The following is an 8,166-nucleotide window of genomic DNA, read 5'->3' as shown; positions in this document are numbered from 1 at the left end:
GATCGTTACCTTTTTTTACTCATCATTCATCACTGACGATCCGGCAAAAAGTATTAATGATGCTATCGGCTGACTGCCTGTTGTAGTGCAGGCATCTTGCCTCCAGTATATCTTGTGCAGGCTGGAAGCCCGCACCGCAAAAAATTGACTTTTGGCCGTTCCATCATCACTAATCACTTATCATTCAACGATTAACTCCTGCGGCGTGGATACGTCCTTCACATCGGGATTGTAATATTCGTAGATGCTCGATTCCGGCGCTTTGGCGACGATCGGCAGCGTGGCTTTCATGGGGATGGCCAGTTTCAATTCCGTATTTCCTTCCATAGACTCTAAGTAAATCAACAATTGGCGGCTCATCAATGTATATTTGGAAATGACCTGGTCGTCCTGATAATCGTCCAACGCCGACTTTTCTACTCTAAAGCCGGGAGGGATGCCCACGTCGATCATGACCATCTCCGCTTGCTGCGGCAGCGTATTGCGGGCGATGACGTTGCAGGTTACCGCGTCGTTGCGGCGCAATTGGGAGCGGTCGTACTCTACTTTAATGTCGAACGCCGGTTTGACTTTCAGGCTCTTATCCCAAGGAACGAAATACTTGCCAACGACTTGATAGAGCAAATTCCCCTCGCCATTCAGATTGATTTCGATTCGGTTTTTATCCGTCTTCGCAAAACGGGTGAGATCGATTTGCCGGAACACGTCCGAATCCTGCGGCGTTATTTTTATTTTCTGCGCCTCTTCGCCGTTGACGGAAATTACGGCTTCGGCGTTAGCGCTTTCCGTGCGCTGGCCGAGCGAATAGAGCAGCGCCTTGAGCGCCAGCACGGTGCCATGCGTCGTTCCCCACGTTCCGTTGGGATCTTTTTGCTCGATGATCCAATTGAGCGCCTTGCCCAGTTCGGAATGGAATCGTCCGTCCGCCAGCAGCGCCAGCGCCGCCCAGGCCGTCGCTTCGACAGATGCGTTGTCGCCGCGCGCGAAACTCATGCTGGCTTCCGCTTTCCATACCATGCGCTCACCTTCGATAATGCCCACTTCCACCAGCCGGTCGACGCATGTTTGCGTCGCGGGACTTTGCGGATCCAGCGCCAGCAGCGCGTTGCAGAGAATGGCAAGCGTATAGGCATCCTTAGCATCATCCGTATGAGCGAAGAGATATTGTTTCGTCTTTTGCAATTGCGGATCGATGTTGGCGGATTTCGGCGCCGCCGTCTGAGCGGCGATATTGCTCGACGTGCGGCTCAACGGATTTACTCTGGGACCGGCGCTCGATTGTTCCAACGCCAACGCAATGTAAGCCGTGGCGAGGATTTTATTGTTTTGGATGGCGCTCCACATCTCCGCGTGAGCGTAATTTTCGTCGGGATTGAAACTGCCGTCATCGTTCATCTGCCCCAACAGCCACTGCTGCGTGCGGGCGATGACGTTCTCATCGATGGGATAAACCTGCGCCATGTCCATAAATTCCATCAGCCCATAGCCGGACAAAATGCGCGTCGCCGGAGGCGTTCCGAAAACCTGGAAGCCGCCGCCGGGAATTTCGAAGGTCAACAATCGCTGATAGCCGAGATTGATATACTCCCGCGCTTTCATTTCCACGGCGGGCGTAACGCGGCCTGTCTGCTTCATGTAATTGAGCGCCAGAATATTGGGATACGTCGTCGAACTGGTCTGCTCGAAACAACCGTAGGGCATTTGCAGAATGGCGTCCAATCCTTCCACAATCTGGCTGAAGACGCCGGGATAAATCTTTACGAATAACTTATCCGCACCGGCGATGCGTTCAGCGGGGAATTCGACGATTTGTTCGACGAGGCCGGAAAGTTTGCCGCTGCGGGTTTCGAATTTCGCCTCGCCGTTGGGGCGCACTTCAATCTCGCGGCCAATGGCGTCGTTGTCCTGCGAACCCCAGCCGTAGACGGTGATGGTTTGCTTGCCCAACCGCTTAGCCTGAATGCGGAAGGTAACGGAAGTTACTTCGTTGGCGGCGATGGAGACCTTGCGGTCGTAGCCGCCTTCCAGCAAATCGAACCAAGGCGAAGGTTCCAGCGACGCCTCAACCTCTTGCGGCGTGGAAAGATAATTGTAGACGGCGACGGGAATCGTTACTTCGTCGTTCTGGATCAACGCAATAGGCAGATCGATATCGATGAAGAAAGGTTTGAATACTTTCATCGCCGCCGTAGCGTCGCCGATGGCCCCATTTTTGGCGTTGGCCATCGCCGACATGCGCCAGGTGGTGATGGAATCGGCGGGGGGGATATTCAAGGCGATTTCGCCTTTATCGTCGGTGATGGCTTCCGGCGTATAGAAAAGGGTTTCGGGAAAATAGCGCCGCACCCGCACCGAACGATCTTTGGCGCGTTTGATCGCTGTGGACGCATCGGCCTCTTGCGTCTGCTCTTTCTTCTCTTTCAACAACTGCGCAATTTCGCCCTCCGCTAATTTAAGGGAAGACAGATCGCCGAATTTTTCCGCCGCTTGTTTCAATTGTTTCTCGTCCAATTGGCCATTGACGACTAATGGGCCGTTGACGTTCTCCCCGCCGAAATTGGATTTGATATTTTCTTCGATCAGGTTTTTATTCTCTTGCGCTTCCTCATATAAATAGAAACGATCAATTTGATGTGGAGCCGATTGTGCGGTACTCATGTCTAGTTCAAGGTCTTCTTGGATTACTAATTTTCTATTATCGGCTGGCCTGCCCATTATCCCATACACACTCGCTCCGGCTTGGCCTCCCCTATCGCCGGGAGCGTTGGGCGGCGCAGCCTCAACCGCCATTACGCGCATTTGCGCTAAGCCTTCTCTTGCCGCAGGCGCTTCCGCCAAACCAAATTGAGCGACTTCCTCCCCAACAACAACGGGCGGCGCTTCGGGAACGGCCATCTCTCCCCTTAGAGCGGGGACGCCCTTCGCCATAGCAAATCTATTTACTCGACCGCCTCCCGCCATGCCTCCCATGCCCCCTGCTACGCCTGGCATAACACCTCTCCCCAAGCCGTCCATCCCCATAATGGCGCCGCCACGCCGCAACATACCCGTCTGCGCGGGAAACGCTAGCCTAACTTCATGTTCTCCCCATTTCTCGACAATTCCCGCCGCCTTTTTCAGTTGGCCGCCCTTCTCTCCCGCGTCCTGGAAGAAATAACCGAAACGAAAGGCGGGCAGGCGGATGTCGTCGTCCGTCACCGCCTTGCCGTCCCGTCCGGCGCTGGCTAGCCAGATGTTGTCATTCATATAGACGATATAGGGATTGCCCCACGGGTCGATGGTTGGCAGGTTTTGCAAATCTTGTCCCAGCGGCCAAAGCAGTTCGTCTATGTTGCGCGGCTTCCGGCTCACGGCTAACGATTGTTGAGATAGAACTTCACTTTGAAGCCGCTGCAAGTCGGCGATGGCTTTCTGCGTTTTTTCGTCCGCCGTGTTGAGGTTGAGGGAAAAGTCCGCGTGAACATCGAGTTTGGCCAGCAGGGTTTTGGACAAACGAGCATTATCCTCGTAATCTTTGGCGGAGAGGCGTACCACTTTATCGAGGCGATAGCCGTGGATTTCCACCTTTGGCTGCAACAATTCCTTTTCGATGGCGAAAAAGACCTTGGCGAGTCCCGGCTCTTTTTCCGTCAGGCTGTAGACGCTTTCGTCCACAATATGTAGTCCCAACGCAACCTGCGCCGGTTGGCCGTCCGCCCCGCGAACCAGGATGCGCAGCTTGGCTGGTTGCCCCGGTTCGTATTGTTCTTGATCCGGCGCGATGTCGATGCGCAGATCGTCGCGGCGAGTAACGATAACCTGCCGCGAGTCGCGGATCATATGGCCATCGCCGCGAATCATGTACGCATTCATCGCCAGCGTTCCCGCCAGCGATTCGTCCAGCGCAATCGCCAGCTGCGCCTTGCCATTTTCCAGCGTCAGCGTCCGCGTGAGCACGGTTTGATTATTTTTGACGATGTCGAGAAATACCGGCTCCTTATCGGGAAACGGCGCCATGGCTTGCAGTTTCATTTCCTCGCCAAGTGAATAGACGCCCTTATCCGGCCTTAACAGGATGCGCTCTTCCGGATTACTGAAAGGCAGGTTTTTATCCAGCGTAATTTTCTTGCCGTCGATTTCCGCAAACAGGCGCAGAGGCGGCAATTCGGGACGATAGACGTTCTCGCCCGGCGTCGGCGTCAAGATAATCGACGCGATGCCATTGTCGTCGCAATCCACTTTAACGCCGCTTTGCAGATAACGAGACTGCACGGTCAGCGTAGGCTTGGCGACGCTGCCGTCGGGGCGCGAAGCCACGAGAAAAACTTCGTTCATCACGCCGTCCACCAGCGTTCCGCTTTCGGGAATGGCCTCGATCTGCAACGGTTCGACGGCGACGTGGAAGGTTTCGATTTTCTGCTCTTCGTGATCGGCGGAATCGCGCACGCGGACGTCCATCTGGATAATCGTATTGCCTTTGAATAGCGGTTGTCCCACCAACCGTTCGGGAATGGTGAAGGAATAATTCCATCGCCCTTCCTCGTCCGTCGTTCCTTCCACTTTTTCAAATTCATTGAAGCCTACGTCGAAGCAATTGACCGTAATCGTCGCTTTCGCTCCCGCCACAGCCTTGCCGAAAAAGTATCGCGCCTCCAACGCGCCCTTGACCGCATCCCCCGGCGCATAGAATTCGTTCTCGTTTTTCGCCGTCACGCGAAACTTGGGCAAGACGTATTCGAAGACCTGCGCCGTCTTTTCCGTCATGTCGTCGCCAATGATCGCTTTCACGGCGTAATCGCCTTGGTTGACCTCGTCCGCCAGTTGAAAATCGGCGGAAGCGACGCCGTATTCCGACGTCGTCTCCATCTTCTTGAAAACTTTATTGCCCTTGCCGTCGTAGACTTCCAGCGCGATCGGCTGTTCCGGCAACGGTTTGCCTGTCGCTTTATGAGCAGCAAGCGCACGCAAGCGCATCAACTGCCCCGGCTGATAGACGGGCTTGTCCGTCGTCAGAAAAATCTTGGTTCCGGTTTGGATAGTGATCTTCGCTGTTGCTTCGTCTTCGCCGTATTCCGACTTCACGGAAACGCCTAGCGTACGTTCTCCCGCCATATCGCCGGGAATATCGAAGGCGATTGAAGCCGTTCCTTCTGCATCTGTTTTGTCATCAGCATGGAAAAGCGTTTTCCCTTCCCCGCTGGGACGGCTCCAAACCTTGATCTCCGCGTTTTCGATGGGCGCTCCGCCCTGGCTTTGCGTGACGATAACCCGCAACGCCGCGCGGCTGCCGCTCAACCATTGGTTTTGGCCGATGACGCGCAGTTCCTGCTCGATGCGCTTCGGCGAAAAATGCTTCAACCAGATTTGCCCGGCGAAATCGATGGAGAGGATGCACTTTTCCAACTCCTCCGCCGCCAAGTCGATCGGGAATGCGATCCGTTCCGTTTGCTTGCCGTTGAGCAGAATGACTTTTTTCTCGCCCTTGGCCAGCGGGCGATAACGCTCGTCCATCAGCGTCGCCGTCATGTCGTTGACGGCGCTGGCTTCGGCAGGATTTTCCAAGAGAATGACGGCGGTGACCGTCTTATCACTCCGCTCCAATTTAATATGGTCTCTATCGATATTGATTTCCGCCCGCGCCAGCGTCGCCGCCGATAGCAGCAGAAGGATAACCAAGCATTTCGTATTCATGATTCCACCTCATTTTTCTTGGCGGGGAGTGGAACCCGCGCGAAGAAGATTCGATTCTTCATTATTGTCATTCTCGCGCCCAATTGCCTTTCGTTCCGGATCGATCGTCAAATCGGGCATCGTAAATCCATTCCGATCTAAAATCCTCAGTGAGAATTTCCATTCGGGATTCAGACCGGTAAGATAAGATTTTACTAATAAGGTATTCCATCCCTTGCGCAGCGAGCAGGAGACGCTTTGCGCATCGCGGTGGAAAGGCTGCGTTTGCTGATTCGACCAAATCGCATCTTCATTCAACCAAATGCGCAATCCGCCATTGCCGCCGAAAGTTAGAAGGACGAATTCGGCTTCAGGACTATAGATTGAAGTCATAGCGAAAGCGGACGCTCCCTCGCGGGCCGCGCCGAACGCTTCCGCAAAATCCACATCGCCATTTTGGTTGGCGTAAGGGCGTTGCCATTGAACCGGCTTGCCGTTCAATCCAGGAAATCGGCCTTTTTTCACATTGTAAAACCGGTCGGGAGTCAACGATTTCGGCAAATAATTCTGTTCCAACGGCCCCAGCATCCACCAATCCTTAACGTAATATTTATCCCGCAATTTTTCATCGACGGCGGCAGCCAGCCGGGCGGCCTTGGTTTGCAGACGATTCTCTTCCCCAGCGTCTTCCGCAACCGAACGGCACCAAGCCAATGACCGTTCGGGTTGCACGGCCTGTAACTTTTCCGCCAGCGTCAACGCCGCTTCGGCGAATTCCGGCGAATGAGGATAAAGATCATTGAATTGCCGCAGCGCTGCTTCCGCCTGAGACAATTTCTTGTCGTCATTCAATAGAAGATTGACGATGGAAATGCGCGCCTGCCGGACGTATTTCTCCAATTCGGGAAACGATTCGATCATGCGCTGATAGACTTCGATGGCGGAATCGTTCTCGCCCAACGCCCGATGGGAATCGGCGATCAATATCGAGGATAAAGCAATCCAGGATCGTTGATCGGGACAACGCTGTTCCAGGTCGCGCAAAAAGATGATGGCGCTCTTCAACATGGCGTTGCGCTCTTCGCCTACCTTGGCGAAGGCGGCGTTGTAAAGCGTCAATCCGGTGCGGAAAAGTTCCTCCGCATTGGCTTTGACAGGAGCGGCTGGCATTGCGGCGACGTTGGATTGTTTATCGTAAGCAAGCGCCATCTCCATTTTAACGGCTTTTTCTTCCGCCGGTTCGACCGTTGCCGATGCGATATAAGCGAATTGGGATTCTTGGATATTTCTTTTAGGAGACAAGGCGAGACGATTGACGGAGGAATCCAGCGCATCTCTCCTGCTCCTTGCATTTTGTTCTAAATTAAACGATCTCGTGGAATCGTCTCGCTTCACTGCGCTTTTATCTCCCTGCAAAACAAAAGGAAGCGTCGCCGTCATCAGAATCGCCGCTGCGACGGCGTAATTCCAAAAACGGCGGGAATGGACGGGCGGAGCCTCCGCCTCCAGCGACCGCGCCGCTTGTTGGATAAACTCTTCGGCGCGGGCGGGCGGCGTAGGATCGCTCATCGCCGCCAAAAGGCCGCGCATTTGCCGGGCATCTTCCCATTCGCGCGCCGCATTGGCGTCGACGAGAAGATGCGCCTCCAGACGCGCCGCGTCGGCAGGCGAAATCGTCTCGTACAATTTTTCCATCATCAACCGGCGGGCGGTTTCGCGTCTCATAATGAATCGATTCCCCGTTTTCTCAATTCTTTGCGCAGCGCCAGCAGCGCGTAGTGCATCCGGCTTTTCACCGTGTTCGGCGAACATCCCGCCGCCTCGGCGATCTCTTCGAAGGTCAAATTCGTCTTCTCGCGCAGCAGCAGCACTTCCCGCTGTTCCGGAGGCAGCGTCCGGATCGTCTCCTCGATGGCGCGTTGGATTTCGGAGCGGTGCAGCGCCTCGCGCGGCGAGAGACCGCCGCAAACCGGCTCCATCTCCCTTCCTCCATCTCTTTCGTCCTCGCCATCGGGGAAAAGTGGAATGATATTGGCATTGTGGCTTTTTCTCATCGCGTCGATGCAAACGGATCGCGTAATGGCGAAAAGCCAGGTAGTGAATTTCGCCGTAGGCTTATATTGATTCCGATAGCGGATGATGCGCAAGAATACGTTCTGAAAGAGATCGTCCCGGCTATCCGAAATGCGGACAAAATGATAAATAAACGCATAGACGGCGTTCTTGTGCCGCTGAAAGAGTTCGTCGAACGCCTCCACCTCGCCCTGGGCGTAGCGCTGCATCAGCTCTTCGTCCGGCGCGCTGGAGAGCGTCTCTCTACCATCATCCTGGATCGTCATCGCCTGAGTTTGCATCTCGTTACATGTAACGATACGCCCCCCGAATGGGTTTATAAAAAATGAAATTTTTTTAACCGTAGGATGGATCATGTCGTTTGACCCATCATTTGCTCCACTCCTTATATTTCGATGGGTCAAAAAACGCGACCCATCCTACTTTTCTGCATTATTCAAGGGC

Annotated in this window: 3 protein-coding genes; all 3 read right to left on the bottom strand. The window is 54.3% G+C overall.

What is annotated here, in order from left to right:
• Positions 1-180 precede the first annotated feature (180 nt).
• The 3 genes from AB1656_22485 to AB1656_22475 are packed head-to-tail and all read right to left on the bottom strand — an operon-like array spanning position 181 to position 7,988.
• Entirely contained in the window at positions 181-5,670 is a 5,490-nt protein-coding gene (locus AB1656_22485; protein MEW6238167.1) for an alpha-2-macroglobulin family protein, read from the bottom strand.
• Positions 5,671-5,679: 9 nt separating this feature from the next.
• The gene (locus AB1656_22480) at positions 5,680-7,374 is read right to left on the bottom strand and encodes a tetratricopeptide repeat protein (protein MEW6238166.1); all 1,695 of its coding nucleotides are present in this window, start codon (positions 7,372-7,374) and stop codon (positions 5,680-5,682) included.
• Positions 7,371-7,988, bottom strand: coding sequence for a sigma-70 family RNA polymerase sigma factor (locus AB1656_22475; protein MEW6238165.1), 618 nt, complete (start codon positions 7,986-7,988; stop codon positions 7,371-7,373). Before AB1656_22475 ends, AB1656_22480 begins: the two co-directional genes overlap by 4 nt.
• Positions 7,989-8,166 lie beyond the last annotated feature (178 nt).

This window comes from Candidatus Omnitrophota bacterium, assembly GCA_040755155.1.
In the GTDB taxonomy this organism is placed as follows: Bacteria; Hinthialibacterota; Hinthialibacteria; order Hinthialibacterales; family Hinthialibacteraceae; genus JBFMBP01.
This window is presented reverse-complemented; position numbering and strand designations above follow the sequence as displayed.